The following is a 25,673-nucleotide window of genomic DNA, read 5'->3' as shown; positions in this document are numbered from 1 at the left end:
CGTGACCGAGCCGCTGCTGGTCGACCGGACCGATGCCGTCGTCACCCTCACGCTGAACCGGCCGAACGCGATGAACGCGCTCGACGTGGCGCTCAAGGAGGCGCTGCGGGACGCCCTCGCGGAGCTGGAGACCGACCGGTCCTGCCGCGCTGTCGTCCTGGCCGGGGCCGGCGGGGCGTTCAGCGCCGGTCAGGACCTGCGCGAGCACGTGGCCACCCTGGAAAACTCCGCCAGTGACCCGCTGGGCACCGTACGGGCGCATTACAACCCGATCGCCGCCCGGCTCGCCAACCTGCCCAAGCCGGTGATCGCCGCGGTCCGTGGGATGGCTGCCGGGGCGGGCGCGTCGCTGGCGTTCCTGGCCGACATCCGCATCGGCGGTCCGACCACCAGTTTCCTGATGGCCTTCGCCAAGGTCGGTCTCGCCGCCGACACCGGCGCCTCCTGGACGTTGCCCCGACTGGTCGGCCACGCCAAGGCGGTGGAGCTGCTGCTGCTGGCCGAGCCGGTCCGCGCCGAGGAGGCCTGCCGATTGGGCCTGCTCAATCGGCTGACGGACGACGACGAGCAGGTGTTGCCCGTCGCCCAGGAGTTGGCCGCCCGCCTCGCCGCCGGCCCGACCGTCGCGTACGGGGCGATCAAGCGCCAGCTCTCCATCGCCGACGCCGGCACCCTCGCCGACGCCCTCGCCGCCGAGGCGCAGGCCCAGTCGATCTGCGGCGCCACCGCCGACCACCGGGCGGCCACCCTCGCCTTCGTCGGCAAGCAGAAACCGGTCTTCGAGGGACGCTGAACGCGATCCGGACGCCACCCTTACCGTCCTCGAACACGGGACGCCTAGCGTCGGCCGGTATGAGCGATCGTGAATCGGTGGCGCACCTGTTGCGCCGGGCCACCTTCGGGCCGACCGCCGACGAGGTGGACGCGGCCGAGCGGGCCGGGCCGGCGGCGACACTGGACCGGCTGCTCACCCCGCCCACGACGGACCGGGGTGCGGCGGCCACACCGGTCCCGACGCTGCCCCCGGACCCGTACGCCGGGCTGACAAAGGACTCCACCCGCGAGCAACGGCAGCAGGCCAACGCGGAGCGCCGCAAGCAACTCCAGCAGGTCACCGAGTGGTGGCTGGGCCGGATGGTGGCCGCCGAGGACGGGCTGACCGAGAAGTTGCTGTTCTTCTGGCACGGGCACTGGGCCACCAGCGCGCAGAAGGTCAAGTCGGCGCGGATGATGGTGGGCCAGTTGGAGACGCTGCGCCGGCACGGACGGGGGCCGTTCGGCCCGCTGGTCGCCGCGATGGTGCGCGACCCCGCCCTGATCATGTGGTTGGACGGGCAGAAGAACACCCGCAAGGCGCCGAACGAGAACCTGGCCCGTGAGCTGATGGAGCTGTTCACCCTCGGCATCGGCGCCTACAGCGAGGCCGACGTGAAGGCCGGCGCGCGGGCCCTGACCGGCTGGGTGGTCGACCGGCGTACCGGTGCGACCCGCTTCGAGGCCCGCCGGCACGACCCTGGCGAGAAGAGCATCCTCGGGCAGAGCGGCCGGTTCGACGCCGAGGCGTACGCCGGCCTGCTGGCGGCCCAACCGGCGGCGGCGACCTTCGTGGCCGGTCGGCTCTGGTTCCGCTACGCCGGCACCGAGACCCCGGCGCCGGATGGCCTGGCCGGCGCGGACACCATCGCGACACTGCGCGCGCTCTTCTCCGCGCCGACCTTCGCGCAGACCCGGGGCACGCTGGTGAAGCAGCCGGTGGAGTGGTTGGTCGGTGCGCTGCGGCAGCTCGGCATCCGACCGTCCGCGCTGCCCGAGCAGCAACGTAGACAACTGCTGGCCGGGCTGAACGCGCTCGACCAGGTGCCGTTGCGCCCACCGAGCGTGGGCGGTTGGCCGGCCGGGTCCGCCTGGCTGACCACCTCGTCGTTGCAGGCCCGGCTGCGCACGGCCGGGGTGCTCGCCGCCGCCACGGCACCAGCGGTGCTGGCCCGCCTGACCGCCGCGCCCACCGCCGGCCGACCGGACGCGCTGGCCCGACTGCTGGTCGTCGACGGCTGGGGTGCGCGCACCCGCGCCGCTCTCACCCCGCTGGCCGGTGAGCCCCGCAAGCTGCTGGCCGCCGGCCTGGTCAGCCCCGAATACACAGTCAGCTGAGCGGAGGAGTCGACATGGACACAGTGACCCGACGCAGGTTCCTGCTGACCAGCGGGGTGGTCGGCGCGGGCGCGTTGGCCGCCGGGGCCGGCGCGTACAGCCTGCGAGACCTGCTGGACACCAGCGGGGACCGGGACCCGCAGTCCCGAACGCTGGTGCTGGTGACGCTCTACGGGGGCAATGACGGCCTCAACACTGTCATCCCGTACGGCGACCCGGCCTACCGGGCGGCCCGCCCGGAGCTGGCGTACCCGGACGGGGAGGTGCGGCGGTTGGACGACGACTTCGGCCTCAACCCGGCGCTGGCCGGCCTGCACCAGCGCTGGTCCGGCGGTGGGTTGGCGATCGTGCGCGGAGTCGGCTACCCGAAGCCGGACCGCAGCCACTTCCGTTCGATGGACATCTGGCACACCGCGCAACCGGACCGGCCCGGCAACACCGGCTGGCTCGGGCGGTGGCTGGACCGCGCCGGTGGCGACCCGCGGCTGGCGGTCTCCTTCGAGCCGGCGCTGCCGCCGCTGCTGGCCGGAGCCCAGAGCGCCGGTGCGGCAGTGCCGGTGACCGACCGGAAGGCCGCAAAGGGGCTGCCCGCTGCGACACTTACCGCGTTCGCCGCCGCCGAGGCGGGCGAGTCGGCGGCCCGGGGTCGGGCCGCCGCCTGCTTCGCCGACCTGCGGTCGGTGGACGAGATGATCCGCCAGGTACGCGACTCCGCCGACCCGGACACGGCGGACCCGGACGGCGAGCAGGCCCCCGCGACGGCCACCGGCGGGGCCCGCACCCCACTGGACGCGCAGCTCGACCTTGTCGCGCAGTGCGTCGAGGCCGGAGTGTCCACCCGGGTCTTCTCGGTGTCGTTGGGCGGCTTCGACACGCATGCCGACGAGAAGCAGTTGCAGGCAGTGCTGCTGGGTCAGCTGGACCGGGCGTTGACCGGGTTCGCCGACCGGATGAGTCGCACCGAGGCGGGCCGGAAGGTGGTGGTGGCTGTCTACTCCGAGTTCGGCCGTCGGGTACGGGCCAACGCCTCGGAGGGCACCGACCACGGCACCGCCTCGGACGTGCTGCTGCTCGGCGCGGGCGTCCGGGGCGGCTGGCACGGCGCACCACCGAGCCTCACCGACCTCGACGACGGCGACCTGAAATACACCACCGACTTCCGGGATGTCTACGCCACGCTGCTGGAGCGGGTGCTGGACACCGACCCGGGCCCGGTCCTCGCCGACTGGCGGGGACGAGTGGACAAGCTCTTCTAGTCGTCCTCTTCCGGGTCCTGGTTGGCCTGCTCGCCCAGCACGAACGCCTGCATGGCCAGCTCGTCGCCGGCCGGCGAGACGAAGGCGGGCAGCTCACGCGGGCCCAGCTCCTGCACGTAGGACCAGAACAGCCGAACCGCCTCAGCCGGCGTGCCGGCCTCGATCGGCAGGTCGAGGCTGACCAGCCAGGTGCGCCGCGCCGGGGGCGGGCCGAGCTGGTCGACCAACGCCCGGAAGGCCGCCGGCTCCACAGCGGTGACCGGCTCGTCGAGCGTCAGCAGGTCGGCCGGCACCGGCTCGTCGAAGGCCCGCCGGGTGTACGCGACGACGAGCGTGCCCGGCTCGACAGGGGACTGCGGGTCGTCCGGGTCCTCGCGGTGGCGTCGACCCGGCGCGGCGACCCGGCCGAGGGCCACCAGCCGTGGCGGCGCGTCCACCAGCACGGCCACCTGGTCGCCCAGCCCTGGCCGGGCGACGTCGGTCAGCCCGGTCAGCTCCAGCGTGTCGTGGTGCACGAGCCGCTCGGCCTCGTACCGTTCGGCGGGCAGCAGCACCGCCCAGGTGCCCACCCCGTCGGCGTTGCCGGCCGCACCGGCCCGGTGCGCGGTCTCGGTCGTCATGCCTGCAATCTCATCACGCCGCCGATGCAAGGGTGACGTGACAGCCGACGATGTGATCGTCGACCATCCCGGTCGCCTGCATCAGCGCGTACGCGGTGGTCGGGCCGACGAACCGGAAGCCGCGCTTCTTGAGTGCCTTGGCCATCGCCGTCGACTCCGGGGTGATCGGTGCCAGCTCGGCGAACGAGGCGGGGCGAGTTGGCCGGGGCTCCGGCGCGAAGGACCAGAGCAGCGCGGACAGGCCCTCCGGCAGCTCCAGTGCGGCGCGGGCGTTGGCGATCGCCGCCTCGATCTTGGCCCGGTTGCGGACGATGCCGGCGTCGGCGAGCAGCCGGGTCACGTCGGCGTCGTCGTAGCGGGCGACGGTCGGGATGTGGAACTCGTCGAAGGCCAGTCGGAACGCCGGACGCTTGCGCAGGATGGTCAGCCAGGACAACCCGGACTGGAACGCCTCCAGCGTCATCCGCTCGTAGAGCGCGTCGTCGCCGCGCAGCGGCCGCCCCCACTCGGTGTCGTGGTAGATGGCGTAGTCGGGGGTGCTCGACCCCCAGGCGCAGCGAGGCAGCCCATCGGCGCCGATCACCAGGTCAGTCACCCCGTACACGCTAGGGCATCCGTCCGACACCCCATTGCCACCGGCCGCCCGGCTGCCTATGGTGCTTGTTACCGACCGGTAGGTCGAGGTCACCCGACGGTGCGCCTCGACCGGTGACGGCGAGCGGAGGCCACGCGGTGAAGGAGTTCCCGGACGTCATCGCCTGGTCGATCCCGGCCTTCGTGCTGCTCATCGTGCTGGAGCGGATTTCCTACCTGCTGCACCGCGGCGACGACGAGGTCGGCTACGGCGGCGCCGACACCGCGACAAGCCTGACGATGGGGCTGGGCAGCATCTTCGCCGACCTGCTCTGGAAGGTGCCGATCGCCGCCGCGTACGCGCTGCTCTACGCGCTCACCCCGCTGCGGGTCGCCGAGCTCTGGTGGACCTGGCCGCTGATCCTGCTCGCGCAGGACTTCTGCTACTACTGGTCGCACCGCGGCCACCACGTGATCCGCATCCTCTGGGCCTCGCACGTGGTGCACCACTCGTCGCAGCGGTTCAACCTCTCCACCGCGCTGCGCCAGCCCTGGACCGGCCTGACCAGTTGGGTGTTCTACATCCCGCTGATCGTGGCCGGCGTCCACCCGGCCGTGGTCGCGTTCTGCGGCTCGGTCAACCTGCTCTACCAGTTCTGGATCCACACCGAGCGGATCGAGAAGATGCCGCGCTGGTACGAGGCGGTGTTCAACACCCCGTCGCACCACCGGGTGCACCACGCGTCGCAGGGCAGCTACCTGGACCGCAACTTCGGCGGCATCCTGATCGTCTGGGACCGGCTCTTCAGGTCGTTCGCGCCGGAACGGGAGCGTTGCGTGTACGGCCTGACGAAGAACGTCGGCAGCTACAACCCGGTCCGGGTGGCCTTCCACGAGTACGCCTCGATCGCCCGGGACCTGCGCGCCGCGGTGACCTGGCGGCACCGGGTCGGGCATCTCTTCCGCGCACCGGGCTGGCAGCCGGCGCCGGGCTCCCCGGTCAGGGCAGCCGGCCCTGCTCGACCAGACGGGCGAACCTCTTCAGCGCCTGGGTGAGGCCGAGCTTGGACCCGGGCCAGAGCACCGGCCACGCCAGTCGACCGGCCCGACCGCCCGGCAGATGGAACCACTCGTGCCAGACGACCTGGGTGCGATCCCGGCCCAGCTGGGTGCAGCGCAGCACCCCTGGGCCGCGCAGCAACTGGCCGTGGTGCACGACGCCGATCTCGTACGGCTCGTCGACCCGGACCACCAACATCTCGTCGCGCAGCGTCGCCCGGCCGAGCGCGGTCACCGCCTCGATCCGGCTGCCCTCGCGCCCGTCGCCCTCGACCACCCGCACGCGGGTGAACGGGATCCAGTCGGACTGACGTTCCCAGGCGAGCAGAGCAGCGAACACCCGCTCCGCCGGGGCCTCCACGATCACCGTGGCGGTCACCTCTCCGGCGCCGGGTCGGGCCGCCTCGCGAAGATCGTCGGCGCCCTCCGGCTCCGTCACGCCGACTCCGACCGAACCACCGCGTCGCGCTGCTCGGTGCCGGCGGTCTGCTCACGATCGGCCGACTCGTCGTCGGCTGGCGCGGCGGCAGGCGCCACCCCGTCGGAATCCGCCGGGGACGAGCTGGCGGCGGGCAACGGACCGGGAGTCGTCGAGCCGACCGGGGCCGAAGCCGCCTCGCCGGTCAGCGGCACGTCTTTACCCGGCTCCACTGCCTCGCCCGGCTCGGCCGCCTCGCCGACCTCGGCCGCGTCCACTGGAGTCACCTTGCTGGCGGACTGCTCGCGGGCCTGCCGCAGCACGTCCGCATCGTCGGTGCGCCCCTCACGCAAGGCGATGACCTCCGACTCCAGTACGCCGATGAGCTCGGACTTGTAACCGATGTCGTAGGCGGCACGGCGTAGCGCCTTATCGACCTGGTCCATCCGGTACCCGCGCAACCCGGTGTCGAAACGGACCGCCCCCACGTCGGATTCGCGCAACGGGCGGGTGCCCGGCAACGCCACGGCCTGCGAATCCGGCTCGGCCGGAACCAGACCGGGATCACGCCCGCTGACCAGCACCGTCACGCCGAATATCACCGCCGCGACGGTCAACGCCACGACCAGGAGGAGCAGAAGCTGACCCATGTACTGATCGTGGCATGGCAGCCGGCCGGGAGCGACCCCGCCACCCGCCTCGATCACGATCGGTGCCGACGCCCGCCCGGAATCGTGGACGGGCGACCGACTAGCGTCGGGACCGGCCGACGCGGCGGCGACGGCGTGAACTTCCAGGAGGCGGGCATGGCCGGGGCGCTTCGGCTGGGTGGGCACACGTTCGCCCCCGGCGAGTTGGTGGTGATGGCGATCATCAACCGCACGCCGGACTCGTTCTTCGACCGCGGGGCCACCTACGCCGCCGACAGCGCTCTTCGCGCTGTGGAGCGGGCCGTGGACGAGGGCGCGGCCATCATCGACATCGGCGGCGTCAAGGCCGGTCCCGGCGCGGACGTGGACGTCGCCGAGGAGATCCGGCGGACGGTGGACACCATCGCCGCCGTCCGAGCCGCGTTTCCGGATGTGGTGATCTCCATCGACACCTGGCGGGCCGAGGTGGCGACGGAGGCCGTGGCGGCCGGGGCCGACCTCCTCAACGACACCTGGTCGGGCGTGGACCCGGCGTTGGTCCGCGTGGCCGCGCGGACGGGCGCCGGTCTGGTGTGTTCGCACGCCGGCGGGCTGACGCCGCGGACCAGGCCGCACCGGGCCGCCTTCACCGACGTGGTCGCCGACGTGGTCGCGACGGTGACCGGGCTCGCCGAGCGCGCGGTGGCGGCAGGGGTACGCCCGGACGGCATCCTCATCGACCCGGCGCACGACTTCGGCAAGAACACCCGGCACTCGCTGGAGATCACCCGCCGACTGGACGAGTTGACCGCGACCGGCTGGCCGGTGCTGGTGGCGCTCTCCAACAAGGACTTCATCGGTGAGACGTTGGGCCTGCCGGTGGCCGAACGGCTGGAGGGGACGCTCGCCGCGACGGCCGTCTCGGCCTGGTTGGGTGCCCGGGTCTTCCGGGCCCACCAGGTCGGCCCGACCCGCCGGGTGCTGGACATGGTGGCCTCGATCCGAGGCGACCGCCCGCCAACTGCCACCCGCCGAGGACTCGCCTGACCGGTCGTCGCCGTAACCGACAGCGAACGGTCGGACGGAGCGACACGATCGCCGGAGGCAGTGGCGCTCAGGTCCAGCGGAGGATGTTCCTACGCCAGGCGTAGAGGATGCCGAGCGCCAGCACGGCCACGAACACCGCCATCTCCACCACGGTCACCAGGCCGAAGCCCGGCCGGTCGAAGATCACCGCCCAGGGGAAGAGGAACACCGCCTCGACCGCGAACAGCACGTAGAGGTAGGCGTACACGTAGTAGCGGATCTGCATCTGCGCCCAGTCGGCGCCGACCGGGTCGAGCCCGCACTCGTAGCTGGCCCGCTTGCCCGGCGGGTCGGCCGGGCGCGCCGGGCGTAACACCCGGTTGGCCGAGAACGCCGTAACGAAGAAGAGAACGCTGGCGAGCAGCAGGAGACCGAGCGTCGCGTACGAGCCCAGGTATCCGTTCACAGTCGGCAGCCTACCGCCCGCCCGGACGGCCCGTCCCAAACACGTTACGGATTTGTTTCCAGATGGGACTAGTGCACCGGGGCAACTGTTACCGAATATTGGACACCCACCCATGTCACCGGAGGACAGATGGCCCGCGTGAAGGCATCGCCCGGTAACCGGGCGGAGGGGCGGCGTTCCACGCCCCTGCTGGCGACCGCGCTCGCGCTCGGCCTGCTCACGGCGCTCGCCGTGGGGCCGGCCTGGGCAAGCGCGGCCGCACCAGACGCGGACCCGGTCGCCACCTCGGCCGAGCCGGTCAACGAGCCGGGAGGCGAGGAGCCCCCGACCACACCGGCGGAGGAGCCCGCCCCGACCGAAGACCCGGGCGGTGAACCGGAGCCGACCGACCCGGCACCGGAGACCGCCGCGCCACCACCGGAGACGACGCCACCGGCGCCGGTGACCACCGCCCCGGAGGTCCCGCCAGCGCCGACCATCAGCGCCCCCGCGCCGGGCAGCACCACCCGACCGCCCAGCCCGGCTCCCCCGGTGCCACCGACGGCGCCTCCCGCCCCGCCGACACCGCCAGCGCCGACGGTTCGCCCGCCCGCGCCGGGTTCGGCGCCGCCGCCGCAGAGCCCGCTGGGAGTGCAGGTCACCACCGGCGACGTCACCCTCGCCGAGGCGTACTGGAACACACCGAGCACGGCCGCCACCCTCCAGGTCACGGTGCACAACACCGGCACCACCACGGAACAGATCCGACTCTCGTACACGCTGCCCGCCGGGCTGACCGACGCCGGCACGAAGGGCTGCGCCGCCGCCGGTGGTGGGACGTACCGCTGCGGTGCCTGGACCGCCGGGGCGGGCGTCCGGTTCAGCACCGTGCTACGGCTGCGGGTCGCTGGCACGGCGTGGAAGCAGATGCCGCTGAGCGGCTCCGTCCAGGTCATCGCGGACGCGCCGGGAACGGCCGGGGAGGCGACCGACGACCAGGGCTTCGCTGTGCTCTTCCCAGCGGGCCCGCCGGTGCCGGGCATCGCGCTCGCCGCCGACGAGGTGGCCTTCGACATCAGCGGCGGCCCCAGCACCCTCACGCTTCGGCTGGGCAACACCGGCGCTGTGGACGCCGCGGGCCAGGTCGAGGTCGTCCTGCCGGCCGGGGTGACAGTGCCGACCCCACCGCTCGGCTGCGTGGCGGTCGACCCGACGCGTACCCGCTGCGACGCCGGCCTGGTGCTTGCCGGCACGACCGCAGAGGTGCAGCTGCCGGTGGAGGCGACGCCGCAGGCGCAGCGGGAAGCGCCGCTGTCCGGGGCCGTGATCGGTCAACTCGATCCGCGCAGCGGCCCGACCCGTCGGGTGCAGATGAGCTTCCGGATCACCGCGGCGGCCGCACTGGCCACGCCGGTGGTCTCCCCGCCCGCGCCGACCGGCTCGCAGGGCGTACTGCCCGCCGGCGCCGCGACCGGAGACGGCGGGTTGACCTCGGTGCAGCGCACCGCGGTCATCCTGATCGCGGTCTCCACGCTGCTGGTGGTGCTGGCCCTCACGCTGGCCACCACCTCGCTGCGCCGCCGGCTCGGCGGCCCGCCGCCCGAGCCCGCGCCCAACCCCGCCGACTGATCGACTGACGACCCGGCAGTGCGCGGCCGGGGTCGTCGGCGGTACCCGGTGGTGATCTGAATTACGGCGGGCGGTGCGTAACCCCGCAAAGGCGGGCATTTTGCAACCCGATCCGGTCCCAGTCGGCGGACCTCCGGGGATGGTTAGGGCTCCCTTAGACGTAGGCTCTCAGGTGAGGAACGACAGCGGCCGGACCAGCCTGGGGCGGTGCGGTGAAGCGTTGCGTCAGGGAGGTTCCGTGGCCGGGCAAGCCCCGCAGTCGCGAACGAAGGTGGCACAGTGACCAAGCAGATCCGTCAACTCGACCGCGTGGTCATCCGGTTCGCCGGTGACTCGGGCGACGGCATGCAGCTGACCGGCGACCGGTTCACCTCGGAGACGGCGCAGCTCGGCAACGACATCTCCACGCTGCCAAACTTCCCCGCCGAGATCCGGGCTCCCGCCGGCACCCTGCCCGGCGTGTCGAGCTTCCAGGTGCACTTCGCCGACTACGACATCCTCACGCCGGGCGACGCGCCCAACGTGCTGGTGGCGATGAACCCGGCGGCGCTCAAGGCCAACCTGGCCGATCTGCCGCGTGGCGCGGACATCATCGTCAACACCGACGAGTTCACCAAGCGCAACCTCGCCAAGGTCGGTTACCAGGCCAGCCCGCTGGACGACGACTCGCTGGCCGGTTACGTGGTGCACCCGGTGGCGCTGACCTCGATGACTGTCGGCGCGCTCGCCGCCCATCAGGTGTCCAAGAAGGACGCCGAGCGTTCGAAGAACATGTTCGCGCTCGGCCTGCTCTCCTGGATGTACTCCCGGCCCTACGAGTCGACGCTGCGCTTCCTGGAGCGCAAGTTCGCGGCCCGGCCGGAGTTGGTCGCCGCGAACGTCGCCGCCTTCAAGGCCGGCTGGAACTTCGGCGAGACCACCGAGGACTTCGCGGTCCGCTACGAGGTCAAGCCGGCCAAGATGAAGCCGGGCACGTACCGCAACATCACCGGCAACGCGGCGCTCTCGCTGGGGTTGGTAGCCGCCGGGGTCCGCTCCGGGCTTCCGGTCTTCCTCGGCGCGTACCCGATCACGCCCGCGTCGGACATCCTGCACGAGCTGAGCAAGCACAAGCGCTTCGGCGTTCTGACCGTGCAGGCCGAGGACGAGATCGCCGCCGTCGGCGCCGCGCTGGGCGCCTCCTACGGCGGGTCGCTCGGCGTGACCACCACCAGCGGCCCCGGCGTGGCGCTCAAGAGCGAGACCATCTCGCTGGCGGTGGCGCTGGAGCTGCCGCTGGTGATCGTGGACGTGCAGCGCGCCGGCCCGTCGACAGGCATGCCGACCAAGACCGAGCAGGCCGACCTCAACATGGCGCTCTACGGTCGGCACGGTGAGGCGCCGGTCGCGGTGATCGCGCCCCGGTCACCGTCGGACTGCTTCTTCGCGGCACTGGAGGCGGCCCGGATCGCGCTCACCTACCGCACCCCGGTGATCCTGCTGTCCGACAACTACGTCGCCAACGGTTCCGAGCCGTGGCTGCTGCCCGACGTGGAGTCGCTGCCCGACCTGCGGGTCGAGTTCGCCACCAAGCCCAACGGCGAGGACGGCACCACCTTCCTGCCCTACCTGCGTGACCCGGAGACTCTGGCCCGGCCGTGGGCGATCCCCGGCACCGCGGGCCTGGAGCACCGGATCGGCGGTCTGGAGAAGGCCGACAAGACCGGGGACATCTCCTACGATCCGGCCAACCACGACTTCATGGTTCGTACCCGGGCCGCCCGGATCGAGACCATCCCGGTGCCGGACATCGAGGTGGAGGACCCGGACGGCGACGCCCGGGTGCTGGTCCTCGGCTGGGGCTCGACGTACGGGCCGATCGGCGCGGCGTGCCGCGGGGTCCGCCAGCGTGGCCTCTCCATCGCCCAGGCGCACCTGCGGCACCTGGCACCGATGCCGGCCAACCTCGGTGAGGTGCTCCGCTCGTACGACAAGGTGGTCATCCCGGAGATGAACCTGGGCCAGCTCGCCCACGTCATCCGGGCCCGCTACCTGGTCGACGCGATCAGCTACAACCAGGTCCGCGGCCTTCCGTTTACGGCCTCCGAGCTGGAGACGACGCTGGAAGAGGTGCTGAAGAATGTCTGAGCCCGTCGCCGTCAAGCTCACCGCGAAGGACTTCAAGTCCGACCAGGAGGTGCGCTGGTGCCCCGGCTGCGGTGACTACGCGATCCTGGCAGCCATCCAGCAGTTCATGCCGGAGCTGAACATCCCCCGGGAGCGCACCGTCTTCGTCTCCGGGATCGGCTGCTCGTCCCGCTTCCCGTACTACATGAACACGTACGGGATGCACTCGATCCACGGTCGGGCCCCAGCGATCGCGACCGGCCTGTCGGTGTCCCGGCCGGACCTGTCGGTCTGGGTGGTCACCGGAGACGGCGACGCGCTCTCCATCGGTGGCAACCACCTGATCCACGCGCTGCGGCGCAACGTCAACCTCAAGATCCTGCTGTTCAACAACCGGATCTACGGTCTGACCAAGGGCCAGTATTCGCCGACGTCCGAGGTCGGCAAGGTCACCAAGTCGACACCGTCCGGCTCGGCGGACGCCCCGTTCAACCCGCTCTCGCTCGCCCTCGGCGCGGAGGCCAGCTTCGTGGGCCGCACCATCGACTCCGACCGCAAGCACCTCCAGTCGGTGCTGCGGGCGGCCGCGGAGCACGAGGGCTCGGCCTTCGTGGAGATCTACCAGAACTGCAACATCTTCAACGATGGGGCGTTCGAGCAGCTCAAGGACCCGTCCACGCGGGACGACTACCTGATCCGCCTGGAGCACGGCCAGCCGATCACCTTCGGGGCCGACGGGCAGTTCTGCGTGGTGCACCCGCCGGGCGGCTTCGGCCTGGAGGTCCGGGACACCAACTCGGTCCGCCCGGAGGAGATCGTCGTGCACGACGCGACGGTCACCGACCCTGCTTACGCCTTCGCGCTGTCCCGGCTGCCCGGGCTGGACCTGCGCAACACTCCGATCGGGGTGTTCCGCTCAGTGGACCGACCGTCCTACGACAGCGTGGTGCAGGCTCAGCTCGCGGCCGCCAAGGCGACTGTCACCGAGACCCCCGAGCAGCAGCTCGCCGGCCTGCTGGGCAGCGGCGACACCTGGACGATCATGTAACCCGTCCGCACCGACGAGAGCGGCCGTCCCCGATCCGGGGGCGGCCGCTCTCGTCGTACCGGCGCTTTCTCAGCGCTGGGCGGTGGCCGGCATCCAGAGGTTGTCGATCTCCTTCTCGGCCGCCGCGAGACTCGCCTCGTGCAGCGGGATCAGCTCGGCCATCGCCGGCACCGACGGCGCCAGGGTCAGCTCGGCGCTGATGAAGCGCGGCTGCATGCCGGTCATCGACAGACCGTGCGGGAGCCACGGCTCGGCGTGGTCCCAGCCGTTGCGAGGAGTGCCCTCGCCGTAGCCGCCGCCCCGGGTGGCCAGCACCACGAACTCGCGCCCGCCGAGCAGGCCCTCCTGGGTCGTCGGGTCGTACGCCAGCCCGGGAACGATCAGGTGGTCGACCCAGGACTTGACGCTGCTGGGCGCGCCGAAGTTGTAGAGCGGCAGGCCGAGCAGCACCACGTCGGCCTGCTTCACCTCGTCGACGAGCCGCTCGCTGAGCTGCCAGGACTCGCGCTGGGCCGGCGTGTGCTGATCCGGAGGGGTCATTCGCGCCAGCCCGCCGTCCGCGTCCAGGTGCGGCAGCGGCTCGGCGCCCAGGTCCCGGTAGGCCACGGTGCCGTCCGGGTGGGCCGCACGCCATGCGTCGACCGCGCGGGAGGTGAGTCGCCGGCTGACCGACCAGTCACCGCGGATGCTCGAGTCAATATGCAGCAGATGCATTATTCCTCCTTCAGGAATCGTCTGTGAAGCACCAACTATTTATAGCAGGCCGATGTTCCGCTGAGTCGGTAGACTGGGTCACATGTCCGCGCAGCCGCTCGACTCCACCGAGCACCGCTCGGGCGCACTCCTGGACCACCTGGCCCGGCGGATGCGGCTGCGGTCGGAGTCGGTGCTGGCGCCGTTGGGGCTACGCCCCCGGCATCTGGTCGCGCTCACAGTGCTGCGCGCCGGCGGCGGCACCGGGCAACAGGCGCTCGCCACCATCCTGGAAATGGACAGCACCAACATCGTCGGGCTGCTCAACGACCTGGAGGCGAAGCACCTGATCGAGCGTCGGCGCTCACCCGAGGACCGCCGCAGACACGTCGTCGAACTCACCGAAGATGGGGCAAAACGCCTCAGCGAGGCCGAATGTGCCCTGGCCGGCGCCGAGGACGAGGTGCTGGGCGCACTGGACCCCGCCGAGCGGGAGACGCTCTACAAACTGCTCAGCCGGGCCTCCACCGGCACGGCGGTCAGCTGCACCCAGGCGATCTGCGCCGCCGACGACACCTGCTGACGCCGCCTCACCACAGCGGTGGCGTCATGCCAGCGGTCACACCGGTCGGCAGCGGTAGGGCGATCAGGCGGTGGTGGCCGACTGGGGGCGGTCGTCGCGTACGTGCACCAGCATGTCGCCGGTCTCGATCACCGCGCCGGCCCGGTCGGCCAGGGTGACCACCTTGCCCCGCCGCACCAGGGCGATCACCAACGACTCCAGCTCGCGCGGCGAGCGACCCACCTCGTCCCGCTCGGCGGAACGCATCGCCAGCGCCATGCCCTGGCCGGGAGTGAGCAGGTCCTCCACCACGTCGATCAGCGGCGGCGCCGAGGTGGACAGGCCGAGCAGCCGGCCCGCAGTGGCCGAGGAGACGATCACGTGGTGCGCGCCACTCTGCTTGAGCAGCGGGGCGTTCTCCGCCTCCCGCGCCGCCGCGATGATGCGGACCTGTCCAGCGGTGAGCTGCCGTACTGTCAGCGCGACCAGCACCGACGCGTCGTCACTGTCGGTCGCGATGATCACGGCCTTCGCGTTCTTGACGTGCGCCTCGTTCAGCACCGACGAACGGGTCGCCGAGCCCTCGATCGCCACCAGCCCGGCGGAGGTGGCCTGCCGCAGGGCGGCGGCACTGCGCTCCACCACCACGATCCGGGAGCGGTCCAGACCGTTCTCCATCAGGGCGGAGACAGCGCTGCGCCCCTTGGTGCCGTAGCCGCAGATGATGACGTGGTCCTTCACGGCTCTCCTCCACCGCGACAGGCGACGGCCGGTCCGGTACTGCTCGGTCAGAACTTCCAGTGTGGTGCCGACCAGGATGATAAGGAAGATCACTCGGGCCGGGGTGATGAAGAGGACGTTGACCAGCCGGGCCGACGGCGCGGCCGGGGTGATGTCCCCGTAGCCGGTGGTCGAGAGTGACACGACAGCGTAGTAGAAGCAGTCGAGGAGGGTGAGGCCGTCCTCGTTGACATCGCGGTAGCCGTCCCTGCCCAGGTAGACAGCGGCGACCACGGCGAAGACCAGGCCCAGGGCGGCGGCGAGCCGAAGGCTCAGCGCGCTCAGTGGGCCCCGGCGCTGTGCGGGAAAATGGATCACCGTCGAACCTGCTCGCCCGCCGTCGCCTGCACGCCCACAACATAGCGGGTACGCCGCCAACCGCACGCCCGGGTTACGGAGGACAACCGGCTGCGCGCCCGCACCCGACTACCGGACGACAACGACGAACCGGTGCAGGCCGGCAGACGGAGGGGGCGCGACCCTCGTGACGACGAGCGGCAGACGGCGAGCCGAGGCCGACGACGAATACACCGAGTACGTCCGGTCCCGGATGGTGCAGTGGCGGCGCACCGCCTACCTGATGTGCGGGGACTGGGACCGGGGCGACGACATTCTGCAACGGGTGCTCACCGAGCTGTACCGCTCGTGGGCGCGGGCCCGACAGGCCGATCACCTGGACGCGCTGGTCCGCACCATGTTGGTGCGGCGACTGATCGACGAGCGGCGGTTGCGGTGGGCGCGGGTCCGCCTCGGCGCCGCGCTGCCCGACGTGTCCAGGGCCTTTGCCGACCCGACCGACCGGATCACAGTGGTGGGCGCGCTGCGGCAGGTGCCGCCGCGCCAACGAGCGGTGCTGGTGCTGCGGTACTTCGAGGACCTCAGCGTCGAGGAGACAGCCCGGGCCATGGGCTGCTCGACGGGGACTGTGAAGAGCCAGACCGCCAAGGGCCTTGCCACCCTGCGCACCCTGCTCACCCCCACCCTGACCGCGAACTGAGAGGAGCGAAGATGCTTAACGAACGCCACATCGGCGACCTGATGCTGACCGAGATCGAGTCGGCTGAGCGGCCCTCCGTCGTGCTGGACGTGGAACGGGCGATGAGCACGGCACGGCGGCAACGCCGCCTCGCCCAGGGTGCCGGCGCCGCGCTGCTGGCGGTGGCACTGACCGTCGGCGGGCTCACCGTCCCCGACCTGCTCACCCCGGACCGACCGCCGGCCCCCGCCCCGTTCGGCACGACGCCCGCCGATGGCGAGACCGGTCTGCCGGTCGCGCTCACCACTGTCGACCCACAGCGGGTTTACGTTCGGTTCGGCTGGCTGCCGGACGGGCTGCGGGATCTCCAGTACCAGGCCGGACTGCTCCTCTCCGGCCCGGGTGTGCACCTCAGCGCGTCGAACGGCCGCACCGACGACCAGCGACAGTTCGTGGCCGTCTCGCTTCTTCCGAAGGACGTGCAACCGTCGGCACCGCAGCGTGACAGCGGGGAGTTGGCCCTGGCCCGTGCCACCGAGGCCGGTCCCGAGCTGAACGGCGGGCCCAGCGTCTTCACCAGCTATTCCGGTGCCGAGAAGCCGGAGGCGATCCTGCGCTGGGAGTACGCCCCGAAGGGCTGGGCGCAGGTCCGGGTGTTCGGAGTGCGACCGGATGCGCGGGACGCCGCGGTGCAGGTGGCCCGTTCGCTACGGTTCGACACGAGCCTCGTCCCGATGCCGGCGACGGTGACAGGTTTACCGGCCAACCTGGGGCTGATCACGGTCGACGTGTCCGAGTCCCTGGATGAGCCCCTGACCTGGTACCTCGGGATGACCTGGACAGCGGAGCCGGGTACCGAGCCCGGTCGGCAACGGGCCCGGACGCTGTCCCTCGGCGTCTCCCGCTACCGCAACATCACCGATCCCACGGCCAGGGGGTACGTCGACCCGAACACCACACTTGACGGACACCCGGCGCGGTTCACCGGAGAGAACGGCAACGAGTCGTTGACCGTCTACGACGTCCACGGAGTGAATGTGTCGATCGACGACAGCGCTCTGCTTCCCACCGGCGGCACCCGGGCGCTGTTCCCGGCGGTCACGCTGGTGGCCGATCCGGCCAACTGGCACACCCACCTGGCTCGGTGACGGGGTCGGGCCCGCGCCTGGCGCGGCGCGGGCCCGCACGGGCAGCCGGCAGGTCCGGCAGCGGGCATGATGGGGATGTTCCCCCGACGACGACCGCGAAAGTGAGGCCGGCATGTCGTTGCTGCGACGAGTGATCGGCGGGGTGCTGCGCCGCCACCGCCAGCGTCAGGGCCGCACGCTGCGCGAGGTGGCCGCGTCGGCCGACGTTTCCGTGCCCTACCTCTCGGAGGTCGAGCGGGGCCGCAAGGAGGCCTCGTCGGAGGTGCTGGCGGCGATCTGCCGGGCGCTCGGCATCAGCCTCGCCGACCTGCTCGGCGAGGCCCGCGACGACATGCGCCGGGTCGAGCCCCGCCTCCCGGCCGCGCCACGCGCCGCGCTCACCCATTTGGAGCGGGTCGATGCGACTCGGCGGGAGATCGGCAACGCCACTTTGCTGGTGGGTCCACGTGTCGGCGGGTTCGTCCTGCACCGAGGACCGGCGGCGAGCGAGCCGACCCTCAGCGTCGGCGCGATGGCCTCCGCTGGTGGCTCGCGCCCCGGCCCGCGTACCGCCGCCCTGGCTGACCGCACGCAGACCCGGCTGGGCCTGCGGCGGCTGACCGCCGCGTAGGCCGCGTGGTTCTGCTGTCGGCGGATCTGCCGGCGGCAGAATCATCGGGCCAGCCACCGCCGTCGCCCGCACGCTGGAGGGGCCGGTCCACCGGGCGGTCCCCACCGCCCGCCGGCGCGGTGGAAGGCGACGGCACATGATCGGGTACGACGTGCGAATGGTGGAGGGCGGGCAGCCGTCCTTCGGTGACCATGTGTTCGAGCGGCTGCTGCGCGAGCGGATCGTCTTCCTCGGCACCGAGGTGACTGAGGAGTCGGCCAACCAGATCTGCGCGCAGATCCTGCTGCTCGCCGCCGAGGACGACGGCCGGGACATCTACCTCTACATCAACTCGCCGGGCGGTTCGGTGAGCGCGGGAATGGCTGTCTACGACACGATGCGTTACGTCCGCAACGACGTGGCGACGCTGGCGCTCGGGTTCGCCGGCTCGATGGGGCAGTTCCTGCTCTGCGCGGGCGCGGCCGGCAAGCGGTACGCGCTGCCGCACTCGCGGATCATGATGCACCAGCCGTCCGGCGGGATGGGCGGAACCGCAGCCGACATCACCATCCAGGCGGAGAACATGCTGCACGTGAAGCGGACGATGCAGGAGCTGATCGCCCAGCACAGTGGACGAACCCTCGACGAGATCCAGCGGGACTGGGACCGGGACCGCTGGTTCACCGCCGAGCAGGCCCGGGAGTACGGCCTCATCGACCAGGTGGTCACCCGAGCCGAACAGCTCCCGTCGCTCTGATCAACGTCTGGTGGACACGGTACCGCCAGACCATCCCACCCATTAGCCTCCGTAGATATCTTGGCGGGCGTAGAAGGAGTGGGAATGACTGACGGTCACGAAGGCAACTGCTGCGGCGACGACACGACCACCTCTGCCGTGAGTCGCCGCACGATGTTGCGCGCGGCGGTGCTGGGTGCGGGTGCCATCAGCACCGGTGGCCTGCTGGTTCCCGAGGCCGCACAGGCCGCACCGTCGATCTACAACCCGTTCGGCGCCTACCCGATCACCGATACCTGGGAAGGTCACCTCCGCCGCGGATCACTAGGCGGCATCGACTTCGGAATGGGGGTGGGCACGGCGTTGCCGGCCTGCGGCGCCGGCACCATCCAGAACATCCCCAACAACGGCACGGGCGGGCACACCGTCACGATCCAGCACGCGGACGGGTACCGCAGCCAGTACCTGCACCTGTCGCAGTTCCTGCTCGGCAACGGTGCCAGCGTGGGCGCGGGCACGATCGTGGGCCGATCCGGCGGCGCTGCCGGCGCGCCCGGCTCGGGCAGCTCGACGGGCCCGCACCTGCACTGGCACATGATCGACCCGGCCGGCACCCGGATCAACCCGCTCGCCTTCATCCAGCAGAACCCGGCCGACCAGCCCCGTCAGGTGTTCGAGGCCGCCAGCAACGCCGGCTGGCGCGCCCTGCCGGTCTCCGGCAGCGCGGGCGCGGTGACCGGCACGGCGACGACAGCGATCACCATCGGATCCACGAAGATCCTCTACACCCTCAACGGCGGCCGGATCCACGAGGCCGCCAGCAACGCCGGCTGGACCAACCTGTGGACGGGCATCCACGGCGCACAGGGCACCGCACTGGCCGCGATCAACCTCGACGGGGTGAAGCTGGTCTACAACGTCGTCGACGGGTACGTGCACGAGGCAGCCAGCAACAACGGCTGGCGCAACCTCAACACCGGCATCGGTGGGGCAAGCTCGTCGTCGATTTCGGTGATCGCGCTGAACGGCGTCAAGTACGTCTACAGCATCGTCGGCGGCTACGTCCACGAGGCGCACAGCGCCAACGCCTGGCGGAACCTGAACACGGGCATCCCGGCCTCGGCGGTAGCGGCGATCACAGTGGGCAGCACGAAGATCCTCTACACACTGAACGGCGGCCGGGTCTACGAGGCCGCCAGCAACGCCGGCTGGGCAAACCTGTGGACCGGCATCCACGGCGCACAGGGCACCTCGCTGGCCGCGCTCAACCTCAACGGGGTGAAGCACATCTACAACGTCGTCGACGGGTGGGTGCACGAGGCCGCCAGCAACAACAGTTGGCGCAACCTCAACAGCGGAGTCCGCGGAACCCGGGCGGCGGCACTCGGCCTGGATGGCGTCAAGCTGATCTACGCAGCCTGAGTCGCTCTCCGCGCCGCGAGCCCCCTTCGCGGCGCGGAGCACCACTTCTCTCAGCGGATCCCAGGCAGCGCGCCGGTCAGGGGCGGCCGTTGATGCTCGCCCGGGCGCGGAGCCCGGCGCGTGGTCTCTGGGCGAATCGGGCGGGTGGCATCGAGTGCGAATGCGAACCGATGAACGCAGGAACGTGTCCGCAGGCGATGAAGCTTTGTGGAGTCCCGCGCCAGCGCAGGTCGCCGATGAGACCGCCAGTCGAGAGCGAGGTTCGTTTGCCCGAGCTGTGGTCCTGGGCTGGGAAGATAGGGGTCCGGGTGGCAGGGTGAACCGGGACCACTCCCTGCCACCCCAGTTGAATGCCCGGGTCGCTAGACTGGGCCCTCGCGCCCCCGTAGCTCAGGGGATAGAGCATCGGTTTCCTAAACCGTGTGTCGCAGGTTCGAATCCTGCCGGGGGCACCGTGAAGATCGGCCAGAACTGGCTCTGCGACTACTGGCCGTCCCGATCGGGAGCGGGGGACCTGTCCAGGGTGTGCGTCGACTCGACGAGGCGAGGCGTGGGCGCTTTCGGGGCGCGCGGTCGGTGCCTCGCTGCTGCCAGGTGACCTCGGATGTGTTCGACAAACCTAGGCGTACCGCCCCTGCTGAGACAATCAAGCAACTCGTCAACGTTCAGTTGGGGCTTGCCGGCGGCGCGGCCAGTATCGGCGCTTTGCCTCTTGATGATCTCCACAATCGGGACTGGGGCCAGGTCGTACTGCAGGCACAGAAACTGGTCGGGCCTCATGACTTCGATGTGCAGGGGACCTACCGCATCCTGGGGGAAGTGTTTCACGTTGTTGGTTACGATGACGTCCGCCCGGCCTGCGACGGCCGCAGCTAGGACGTGACGGTCACCCGTGTCATTCGTCATTCCCGCAATGAGGGACTCGTAGCCTGTCACCAGGGCGTCAATGAACGCTGCGTTCATGCACATAAACATCTTGTCGAGCCGGGTTGTGTCAACGCCTGGGCGTAGTCGCAAGATTGTCCGCCTAGTCTCGACGAGGATGTCCTGGCTCCAAAGCGGACGGTAAAAGTCCGCCTCTGCGATGCGTAGAAGAGTGTCGCGGAGCGCGTTTGGAACTAGGACGTTCGCATCGAGTAGGACAGAGAACGGCACCAAGTGGGCCTAGGCGGCGCAGACGCCTGGCGGAAGCTCGGCTTCACGTTCTGTCGTCGATGCCTTCCTCAAGGTTGCTGACTGGCAAGTCATAGAGCCCCATGTCAAGACTCTCTGTCGTCATGCTCTGAAGCAGCTGCCGCCGCTCCTGCCGCCGCTGTTCTTGGTACTTGAGCACGTCGGCCAGCTTGATGCGGCGGTGGCTGTTGGGCCGCTCGTGCGGAATCTTCCCTTCGTCCAGCAGCTTCGTGAGGGTTGGCCGTGATACGCCGAGCATGTCTGCGGCTTGCTGGGTAGTGAGGGTCGTGTGTTGCGGAGCGATTGTGACGGCGTAGCCACTGGCTAAGGCTTCAAGCGCTTTGACCAAGATGTCGTGCAGGCCGTCGGGTAGGGGCTTGGTGCTAGTCCCGTCTGCGCTTACCAGGCGTGCTCGCGCCTCGGGCACGTTGTGGCCACGGTCGCGTAGGACCTGAAGAAGGTCTACGACTTCCGCACTGTTGGCGGCATCGGGCAGGATAGTCTGCTCATCCATGACGCGGGCTGCGGCTGTCATGGGGCTAGCATGGGGCTAATTCGCAAGAAACGCAACGTGATCTGGGGATACTGCTCGTCATTTTGAATTAATGCCAAAGCGGGCACGCTTCGCCAAAGGGCAACCTCGGATCTTCGCTGCTCAAGCTCCTGATGACCGGCCCGCACGCCATCTTTGCGCTGCCATAGCCGGTGGTCGGTCCAATCAGCCCGCCGCCGTGCCTGGCGCTGGTCGATCCGGCCCGTCATCGATTTCGGCGCACCTTTTGGGCGCGGGAGGGCCGGGCGGCACGGCGGCGCTCGGTGAGTCGTCGCGCCTTCACCGCGTTGCCGCAGTCGGCCATGCGACACCACCGGCGGGAACCGTTGCGGCTCTGATCGAGGAACAGCCAGCCACAGCCACCCTCGAGCACCGGGCAGCGGCGCACCCGGGTCAGGTCGGCCGTCAGCATGACGTCGAAGGCGGCCTCGGCGATCCGGTCGGGCACCAGCATGGCCGGCACCGTGCCGTAGACCAGTCGCACCTGCGACGAGTCGAGCACGAGTCTCGCTCGGACGGCCGCGCCGGACCAGCGCTGCTGCAGTCCGACAAGTGCGGCACCGGCCGCGACGGGGTCGCCCGCCGTGCCATCGTCCGCGTCGGTGATCGCCGCGAGCATCACGAGATTCAGCCCCTCACGGATGTCCCGCACGGCGGCCAGCCCCGCGTGCGCGGCCGCAGGCTCGTCGCGCCACGCCCGGCCCACCTGGTCGGCCTCGGCGTCGCTGATCAGGCCCACCCGAGCAGACCAGCGCAGCAGGGCGGGACTGTCGGACAGGAAGTCGTGCGGCGACCCACCCCCTCGCTCCAGCGTGTTGACCAGATCGAGTGCGGGGTGCCCGCCGACCAACGGTAGCTGGCATACGTCGAGAGGCATCTAGCGATGCTACCACCTAAACCGTCTAAGACGGTTAACCTCGGCACCCACATCTCTCACCCGCTCTCGACCCGCGATTCGATCCACATGTGCCGCGCCAACTTCTTGTGAGGACGGCAGGCAGTGGCGACTCGCCTGGCTGGGCTCGCGTCCACTGCGCCGCCCCGCACCCCCGACTGGCAGGCGAATACGGCCTCGAAGCGCACAACGTCGAGGGATACATGGCTGCCTATGCTACCGTCTAAACCTAGTTAGACGGAATCACCGCGCTCCGTGCGTGACGGATGACTGCTACACCTTGTCCGGAATCTGGGAGGTCGCCAATGGTGCACCGACGACGCGCGGTCTATGCCCTCGCCGCGTTGTCCGCAGCCACTTTCTGTTACGTCACCACCGAGGTGCTTCCGATCGGGTTGCTCACGCTGATCGCGCCAGACCTGGGACGCTCCAGGTCCGAGGCCGGTCTGCTGGTGACCGGGTACGCCGCAGTGGTCATGATTGTGGCGCTCCCCCTGACCCGGGTCACTCGGCGTGTGCCCCGGCGCCCGCTGCTCGCCGGTGCCCTCGGTGTGTTCGCCGCGGCGACGACGGTGTCGGCCTTCGCAACCTCCTACGAGGTGTTGCTCGCCGCGCGGCTGGTGTCCGCCACCACAAACGGCGTCTTCTGGGCTGTGGTGTTCCCGGTGGCGATCTCGATGTTCCCCGCGAACATCCGAGGCCGCATCGTGGCTCGGCTGTCGATCGGTAACGCTCTCGGCCCGGTCCTCGGCGTACCGCTGAGCACCTGGTTGGGCGGGCAGGCCGGGTGGCGGGCCGCCTTCGTCGCGATGGCCGTCTTCGGCTTCGTCACCTGCGTCGCGGTCGCCCTGCTCCTACCGAGCGTCACACCGCAAGAGAGTGCGGGCGACATCGGGCCGATGCCGGACCGGCCACGCTTCGTAGTGCTCCTCCTCGCCACAGTCCTCGCGGTCACCGGCGCCATGGGCGCGTTCACCTACATGACCGTCTTCCTCCTGGACGTCAGCGGGTTCGCCGCGGCGTCTCTCGGCCTGCTGCTCTTCGTCCAGGGCTCGTTCGGCGTCGCCGGCACCTGGGCGGTCGGCCGGGTGCTGGACCGATTTCCGCTCGGTGTCGTGCTGGTTCTGCTCGGGCTCCTCAGCGCCGCGATGCTCGGCCTCTACGGAGTTGGCGCGAGCAAGGTATTGACGATCCCGTTGCTCGCCGTGGCGGGGATGTCGTTCAGTTCGCTGATCGCGGGAGTCCAGCACCGCGTCATGCAGGTGGCCCCGTCGACCACCGACATGGCGTCGGCCAGCCTCAGCGTCGCGTTCAACTTCGGGCTCGCGGCCGGCTCGTTGATCGGCGCGGGTCTGCTGGCGACGGCTGGGGTGCGCGTCATCCCACTGTTCGGTGGCCTGCTGACGGCCGTGGCGATCGCGATGCTCGCCGGCCACGAGTTGTCCCGCCGGAGAGGGGGGAACCACAGGCCTGACCGCAGCAGTTGGTCGGTACGACCGAGCCGCAGTCGCGATGCCGAGGAGCCGCAGGCCACCAGCGTGTGGACATAGATGGCGCGGTGTCCCCTGAGCTACGGGCGCGAGCGCGGCCTGGGCCTTCACCTGGGTGGCGCAGAGCGGCCCGGCGCGGAGAGTGGTCCTTCGCGCCGGGCCGCAGCATCCGCTGAGATCAGCCGGTGACGCAGTCGGCCAACACGCCGGGGCCGGTGCCGGTGCCCTGGAAGCCGAAGTTGGTCGACTGCCGGCCGAGGACCCGTCCGTTGTAGCTCACGTTGGTGAACCCTACGGTCCCGCTGGTGCCGCTGACCTGCGCGTTCCAGGCGCTGGTGACCGCGCCGCCGGGCAGCGCGACGCTCACGGTCCAGCCGTTGATGTCCGACTTGCCGGCGGTGACCGTCACGCTCGCTGTGAAACCGCCAGCCCACTGGTTGACCGCGATCGACGCGTAGCAGCCGTCACCGGCCGGCGGCGTGGTGCTCGGCGGCGGGGTCGTCGGCGGGGTCGTGGTCGGCGGAGTGGTCGTCGGCGGCGGCGTCGTCGGCGGGGTGGTGGTGGGCGGGTTGGGCGCGCCGTTGGCCAGACTGAAGGCCAGGTCGGGCTGGAACGAACCGGCCGTGAAGCGGCAGCCGTCCGCCTCCCCCGGCGGCTTCACCCACAGGTACGCGTCGATGTTGCCGTCACCCGTGTTGGTCGTCGGGTATTGCCCGATGCGCCGGTCGGTGTTGTCGTCGCCGCACCAGTCCCCACTGGCGCCCCCGTTACGGCTGGTGTCGATGACCTGGCGCTTGCCCGAGACCCCCATGCCGTTGAGAGCGGAGATGACGGCCCGACCGAAGTTCGCCTCGCTGGAGGTGGAGTTGTAGTTCGACACGTTGGTGAAGAAGCCGTCGGCGTACTGCACGCCGGCTGCCCGGAGCCGGTTGGCCGTCTCACCGGCGCTGTTCCAGGTGGAGTGGCCGCCGTCGAGGTAGACCTTGGCGTTGGGGTTACCTGACTTGATGGTCCGGGTGGCCGTCGAGATCGCCTCGTTGCGCGCGTTGATCTCGGCGCCACTCAGGCACGTCAGCAGAGCGAGCGAGTCGGTTTCCAGGATGATGATGACGGTCTGGTTGCCCAGTCCCCTGGCGAAGTTGGACACCCACGTCTGGTACTGGTTGAGGTCCGGCGCCCCACCGGCGCTGGCCCCGCCGCAGTCCCGGTTGGTGATCTCGTAGACGGCCAGGACCGGGATCTGCTGCGCTGCGTTGGCGGCACCGATGAACCCGGAGACCTCGGACTGCACTGTCGAGGGGTTGAAGTTGGCGAACCAGCGCGCCTGCGGCTGGCTCGCGATCTTGTCGCGGATGACGGCCGTACGGGAGTCGCCGGGGTTGGCGGCGACCCAGCGGACGACTGCCGAACTCGGGTCACGGTAGAGCGACCCGGACAGCGTGCCGGCGGAGGCGCTGCTGACGGCGAGGCAGACGCCGACGGCGGTGGCGCCCGCGACAGCCGCCACGCTGATGGCCGCCGATCTGCGGCGGAGCGAGGAGAGGATAGCCACGACGTGTTGCCTCCAGATCACATAGATGTATCCAAGTTCATGGGAGCGTTCCCATGGACGTTAGCGGAGGCGCGCATCGCTGCCAAGGTGTGAACGCTCGTCGATGGGTTGGATGCCCGAGTTTGGGGGCGTGTCTGGGTGTCA

The 25,673-nt window shown here is 70.5% G+C and carries 26 protein-coding genes, 1 tRNA gene and 1 pseudogene; 17 read left to right on the top strand and 11 right to left on the bottom strand.

Annotated features, from left to right (window positions below; all coding sequences use genetic code 11):
* The first annotated feature begins 1 nt into the window (after position 1).
* The 3 genes from AB0C20_RS11640 to AB0C20_RS11630 are packed head-to-tail and all read left to right on the top strand — an operon-like array spanning position 2 to position 3,407.
* Positions 2-793 carry an enoyl-CoA hydratase-related protein gene (locus AB0C20_RS11640; RefSeq protein WP_357185983.1) on the top strand — a complete coding sequence of 264 codons (792 nt, stop codon included), beginning with the start codon at positions 2-4 and terminating at the stop codon, positions 791-793.
* Between the two features lie 59 nt (positions 794-852).
* Positions 853-2,151, top strand: coding sequence for a DUF1800 domain-containing protein (locus tag AB0C20_RS11635; RefSeq protein WP_357567880.1), 1,299 nt, complete (start codon positions 853-855; stop codon positions 2,149-2,151).
* 14 nt (positions 2,152-2,165) lie between these two features.
* A complete protein-coding gene (locus tag AB0C20_RS11630) occupies positions 2,166-3,407 on the top strand; it encodes a DUF1501 domain-containing protein (RefSeq protein WP_357567879.1) in 1,242 nt (413 codons plus the stop codon).
* Here the strand turns inward: AB0C20_RS11630 and AB0C20_RS11625 are convergent.
* Both AB0C20_RS11625 and AB0C20_RS11620 read right to left on the bottom strand, forming a co-directional pair.
* Entirely contained in the window at positions 3,404-4,027 is a 624-nt protein-coding gene (locus AB0C20_RS11625) for a hypothetical protein (RefSeq protein ID WP_357185990.1), read from the bottom strand. The genes AB0C20_RS11630 and AB0C20_RS11625 overlap by 4 nt on opposite strands.
* A 13-nt stretch (positions 4,028-4,040) precedes the next feature.
* A complete protein-coding gene (locus tag AB0C20_RS11620) occupies positions 4,041-4,622 on the bottom strand; it encodes a DNA-3-methyladenine glycosylase I (protein ID WP_323181883.1) in 582 nt (193 codons plus the stop codon).
* A 113-nt stretch (positions 4,623-4,735) separates the two neighbouring features.
* On the opposite strand from AB0C20_RS11620, the gene AB0C20_RS11615 reads away from it, so the two are divergent.
* A complete protein-coding gene (locus AB0C20_RS11615) occupies positions 4,736-5,656 on the top strand; it encodes a sterol desaturase family protein (protein WP_357185994.1) in 921 nt (306 codons plus the stop codon).
* Here AB0C20_RS11615 and AB0C20_RS11610 read toward each other — a convergent pair.
* Together AB0C20_RS11610 and AB0C20_RS11605 are read right to left on the bottom strand one after the other, a co-directional pair.
* On the bottom strand, positions 5,601-6,098 hold the full coding sequence (locus AB0C20_RS11610; protein WP_357185997.1) for an SRPBCC family protein: 498 nt from the start codon (positions 6,096-6,098) through the stop codon (positions 5,601-5,603). The genes AB0C20_RS11615 and AB0C20_RS11610 overlap by 56 nt on opposite strands.
* Entirely contained in the window at positions 6,095-6,727 is a 633-nt protein-coding gene (locus AB0C20_RS11605) for a DivIVA domain-containing protein (RefSeq protein ID WP_357186001.1), read from the bottom strand. The genes AB0C20_RS11610 and AB0C20_RS11605 overlap by 4 nt, the downstream gene beginning before the upstream one ends.
* Positions 6,728-6,883: 156 nt before the next feature.
* On the opposite strand from AB0C20_RS11605, the gene folP reads away from it, so the two are divergent.
* On the top strand, positions 6,884-7,753 hold the full coding sequence (gene folP / locus AB0C20_RS11600; protein ID WP_357186004.1) for a dihydropteroate synthase: 870 nt from the start codon (positions 6,884-6,886) through the stop codon (positions 7,751-7,753).
* Between the two features lie 67 nt (positions 7,754-7,820).
* Here the strand turns inward: folP and ndhC are convergent, their stop codons facing one another.
* The gene (gene ndhC / locus AB0C20_RS11595) at positions 7,821-8,198 is read right to left on the bottom strand and encodes an NADH-quinone oxidoreductase subunit A (RefSeq protein ID WP_357567878.1); all 378 of its coding nucleotides are present in this window, start codon (positions 8,196-8,198) and stop codon (positions 7,821-7,823) included.
* A gap of 129 nt (positions 8,199-8,327) precedes the next feature.
* On the opposite strand from ndhC, the gene AB0C20_RS11590 reads away from it, so the two are divergent.
* The 3 genes from AB0C20_RS11590 (at position 8,328) to AB0C20_RS11580 (ending at position 12,960) form a co-directional block, all read left to right on the top strand.
* Positions 8,328-9,806, top strand: a complete 1,479-nt coding sequence (locus AB0C20_RS11590; protein WP_357186008.1) for a hypothetical protein — start codon at positions 8,328-8,330, stop codon at positions 9,804-9,806.
* 279 nt (positions 9,807-10,085) lie between these two features.
* Entirely contained in the window at positions 10,086-11,933 is a 1,848-nt protein-coding gene (locus tag AB0C20_RS11585; protein ID WP_357186011.1) for a 2-oxoacid:acceptor oxidoreductase subunit alpha, read from the top strand.
* On the top strand, positions 11,926-12,960 hold the full coding sequence (locus AB0C20_RS11580) for a 2-oxoacid:ferredoxin oxidoreductase subunit beta (RefSeq protein WP_357186014.1): 1,035 nt from the start codon (positions 11,926-11,928) through the stop codon (positions 12,958-12,960). Before AB0C20_RS11585 ends, AB0C20_RS11580 begins: the two co-directional genes overlap by 8 nt.
* Before the next feature lie 69 nt (positions 12,961-13,029).
* On the opposite strand, the gene AB0C20_RS11575 is transcribed toward AB0C20_RS11580, so the two are convergent.
* Positions 13,030-13,674 (bottom strand): NAD(P)H-dependent oxidoreductase, encoded by a 645-nt coding sequence (locus tag AB0C20_RS11575; RefSeq protein ID WP_357186017.1) that lies wholly within the window; start codon positions 13,672-13,674, stop codon positions 13,030-13,032.
* Positions 13,675-13,756: 82 nt separating this feature from the next.
* Between AB0C20_RS11575 and AB0C20_RS11570 the strand changes: the two genes are divergently transcribed.
* Entirely contained in the window at positions 13,757-14,236 is a 480-nt protein-coding gene (locus AB0C20_RS11570; protein WP_357186020.1) for a MarR family winged helix-turn-helix transcriptional regulator, read from the top strand.
* A 63-nt stretch (positions 14,237-14,299) separates the two neighbouring features.
* Here the strand turns inward: AB0C20_RS11570 and AB0C20_RS11565 are convergent, their stop codons facing one another.
* On the bottom strand, positions 14,300-15,313 hold the full coding sequence (locus tag AB0C20_RS11565; protein WP_112603739.1) for a potassium channel family protein: 1,014 nt from the start codon (positions 15,311-15,313) through the stop codon (positions 14,300-14,302).
* A 166-nt stretch (positions 15,314-15,479) separates the two neighbouring features.
* Between AB0C20_RS11565 and AB0C20_RS11560 the strand changes: the two genes are divergently transcribed.
* From AB0C20_RS11560 to AB0C20_RS11530, 7 genes are all read left to right on the top strand, one after another.
* Positions 15,480-15,992 carry a SigE family RNA polymerase sigma factor gene (locus AB0C20_RS11560; protein WP_357186023.1) on the top strand — a complete coding sequence of 171 codons (513 nt, stop codon included), beginning with the start codon at positions 15,480-15,482 and terminating at the stop codon, positions 15,990-15,992.
* A gap of 11 nt (positions 15,993-16,003) precedes the next feature.
* Positions 16,004-17,119, top strand: coding sequence for a hypothetical protein (locus tag AB0C20_RS11555; RefSeq protein ID WP_357567877.1), 1,116 nt, complete (start codon positions 16,004-16,006; stop codon positions 17,117-17,119).
* A 112-nt stretch (positions 17,120-17,231) separates the two neighbouring features.
* Positions 17,232-17,729, top strand: a complete 498-nt coding sequence (locus AB0C20_RS11550) for a helix-turn-helix transcriptional regulator (RefSeq protein WP_357186029.1) — start codon at positions 17,232-17,234, stop codon at positions 17,727-17,729.
* 136 nt (positions 17,730-17,865) lie between these two features.
* On the top strand, positions 17,866-18,465 hold the full coding sequence (locus AB0C20_RS11545; RefSeq protein WP_357186031.1) for an ATP-dependent Clp protease proteolytic subunit: 600 nt from the start codon (positions 17,866-17,868) through the stop codon (positions 18,463-18,465).
* 84 nt (positions 18,466-18,549) lie between these two features.
* Positions 18,550-19,866: a M23 family metallopeptidase gene (locus tag AB0C20_RS11540; RefSeq protein WP_357567876.1), complete on the top strand. Its 1,317-nt coding sequence runs from the start codon at positions 18,550-18,552 to the stop codon at positions 19,864-19,866.
* Between the two features lie 379 nt (positions 19,867-20,245).
* Positions 20,246-20,318, top strand: a tRNA-Arg gene (locus tag AB0C20_RS11535).
* A 142-nt stretch (positions 20,319-20,460) separates the two neighbouring features.
* Positions 20,461-20,742 carry a hypothetical protein gene (locus tag AB0C20_RS11530; RefSeq protein WP_357567883.1) on the top strand — a complete coding sequence of 94 codons (282 nt, stop codon included), beginning with the start codon at positions 20,461-20,463 and terminating at the stop codon, positions 20,740-20,742.
* Positions 20,743-20,748: 6 nt separating this feature from the next.
* Here the strand turns inward: AB0C20_RS11530 and AB0C20_RS11525 are convergent.
* The 3 genes and pseudogenes from AB0C20_RS11525 to AB0C20_RS11515 form a co-directional block, all read right to left on the bottom strand.
* Positions 20,749-21,021: pseudogene (locus tag AB0C20_RS11525) on the bottom strand (PIN domain-containing protein); the annotation flags it as partial.
* Positions 21,022-21,064: 43 nt separating this feature from the next.
* Entirely contained in the window at positions 21,065-21,574 is a 510-nt protein-coding gene (locus tag AB0C20_RS11520) for a helix-turn-helix domain-containing protein (RefSeq protein ID WP_238683669.1), read from the bottom strand.
* A gap of 223 nt (positions 21,575-21,797) precedes the next feature.
* On the bottom strand, positions 21,798-22,469 hold the full coding sequence (locus AB0C20_RS11515; RefSeq protein ID WP_357186204.1) for a CGNR zinc finger domain-containing protein: 672 nt from the start codon (positions 22,467-22,469) through the stop codon (positions 21,798-21,800).
* 323 nt (positions 22,470-22,792) lie between these two features.
* Between AB0C20_RS11515 and AB0C20_RS11510 the strand changes: the two genes are divergently transcribed.
* Positions 22,793-24,037, top strand: coding sequence for an MFS transporter (locus tag AB0C20_RS11510; RefSeq protein ID WP_357567875.1), 1,245 nt, complete (start codon positions 22,793-22,795; stop codon positions 24,035-24,037).
* A gap of 118 nt (positions 24,038-24,155) precedes the next feature.
* On the opposite strand, the gene AB0C20_RS11505 is transcribed toward AB0C20_RS11510, so the two are convergent.
* Positions 24,156-25,529, bottom strand: a complete 1,374-nt coding sequence (locus AB0C20_RS11505; protein WP_357567874.1) for a glycoside hydrolase family 6 protein — start codon at positions 25,527-25,529, stop codon at positions 24,156-24,158.
* Between the last annotated feature and the right edge of the window lie 144 nt (positions 25,530-25,673).

Source organism: Micromonospora sp. NPDC048843 (genome assembly GCF_040649965.1).
GTDB lineage: Bacteria > Actinomycetota > Actinomycetes > Mycobacteriales > Micromonosporaceae > Micromonospora > Micromonospora hortensis.
Note: the sequence above shows the minus strand (reverse complement) of the source record. Positions and strands in the feature narration are given on the sequence as shown.

Bases quoted from the DNA above. Each gene is read 5' to 3' on its own strand.
- AB0C20_RS11635 (WP_357567880.1), top strand. From the start codon at position 853: ATGAGCGATCGTGAATCGGTGGCGCACCTGTTGCGCCGGGCCACCTTC.
- AB0C20_RS11630 (WP_357567879.1), top strand. From the start codon at position 2,166: ATGGACACAGTGACCCGACGCAGGTTCCTGCTGACCAGCGGGGTGGTC.
- AB0C20_RS11625 (WP_357185990.1), bottom strand. From the start codon at position 4,027: ATGACGACCGAGACCGCGCACCGGGCCGGTGCGGCCGGCAACGCCGAC.
- AB0C20_RS11605 (WP_357186001.1), bottom strand. From the start codon at position 6,727: ATGGGTCAGCTTCTGCTCCTCCTGGTCGTGGCGTTGACCGTCGCGGCG.
- folP (WP_357186004.1), top strand. From the start codon at position 6,884: ATGGCCGGGGCGCTTCGGCTGGGTGGGCACACGTTCGCCCCCGGCGAG.
- AB0C20_RS11590 (WP_357186008.1), top strand. From the start codon at position 8,328: ATGGCCCGCGTGAAGGCATCGCCCGGTAACCGGGCGGAGGGGCGGCGT.
- AB0C20_RS11580 (WP_357186014.1), top strand. From the start codon at position 11,926: ATGTCTGAGCCCGTCGCCGTCAAGCTCACCGCGAAGGACTTCAAGTCC.
- AB0C20_RS11575 (WP_357186017.1), bottom strand. From the start codon at position 13,674: ATGCATCTGCTGCATATTGACTCGAGCATCCGCGGTGACTGGTCGGTC.
- AB0C20_RS11570 (WP_357186020.1), top strand. From the start codon at position 13,757: ATGTCCGCGCAGCCGCTCGACTCCACCGAGCACCGCTCGGGCGCACTC.
- AB0C20_RS11555 (WP_357567877.1), top strand. From the start codon at position 16,004: ATGCTTAACGAACGCCACATCGGCGACCTGATGCTGACCGAGATCGAG.
- AB0C20_RS11550 (WP_357186029.1), top strand. From the start codon at position 17,232: ATGTCGTTGCTGCGACGAGTGATCGGCGGGGTGCTGCGCCGCCACCGC.
- AB0C20_RS11545 (WP_357186031.1), top strand. From the start codon at position 17,866: ATGATCGGGTACGACGTGCGAATGGTGGAGGGCGGGCAGCCGTCCTTC.
- AB0C20_RS11540 (WP_357567876.1), top strand. From the start codon at position 18,550: ATGACTGACGGTCACGAAGGCAACTGCTGCGGCGACGACACGACCACC.
- AB0C20_RS11520 (WP_238683669.1), bottom strand. From the start codon at position 21,574: ATGACAGCCGCAGCCCGCGTCATGGATGAGCAGACTATCCTGCCCGAT.
- AB0C20_RS11515 (WP_357186204.1), bottom strand. From the start codon at position 22,469: ATGCCTCTCGACGTATGCCAGCTACCGTTGGTCGGCGGGCACCCCGCA.
- AB0C20_RS11510 (WP_357567875.1), top strand. From the start codon at position 22,793: ATGGTGCACCGACGACGCGCGGTCTATGCCCTCGCCGCGTTGTCCGCA.